Genomic DNA, 437 nt, shown 5'->3' with positions numbered 1-437 from the left:
TGAACTGCTCCCCGGGAGTTGGACTGAGAAATTCAGTTCCGACTCCCGGGGAGCAGTTTTATGCGTGCGTCTAGTTCGTTGTCTGAGGATCAGCGCGAGTCCGCTGTAGCGTGGTTTGAGAAGGGCATCGCGGACAAGGCGACAGCCAGGTTGCTGGGCGTGGCCCGCTCCCCGGTGGGCCGTCTTTATCGGCGGTGGAGGATCCATGGCCGGGGAGCGTTGATGACTAAACCGACAAAGCGCGCATACTCGTTTGAATTCAAGCTCGCTCTGGTTGAACGCTTCGCCGCAGGCGAGACTGCGCACGATCTCGCCTCAGAAGCCGGCTTATCGTCGCCCAAGCTTCTCGAAACGTGGGCTCGGGCATACCGCCGGGAAGGGCCTGACGCGCTGCGTCCAAAGCCCAAAGGCAGACCCAGGAAACCCGACGCCTCGCC

1 protein-coding gene is annotated in these 437 nt (G+C 61.8%); it reads left to right on the top strand.

Annotated features, from left to right (window positions below; genetic code table 11):
* Positions 1 to 222 precede the first annotated feature (222 nt).
* The coding region (locus AC5RU7_RS21070) for a helix-turn-helix domain-containing protein (RefSeq protein ID WP_494053885.1) at positions 223 to 437 on the top strand (215 nt) is incomplete at its 3' end.

The organism is Arthrobacter sp. K410C, from assembly GCF_059090105.1.
This window is presented reverse-complemented; position numbering and strand designations above follow the sequence as displayed.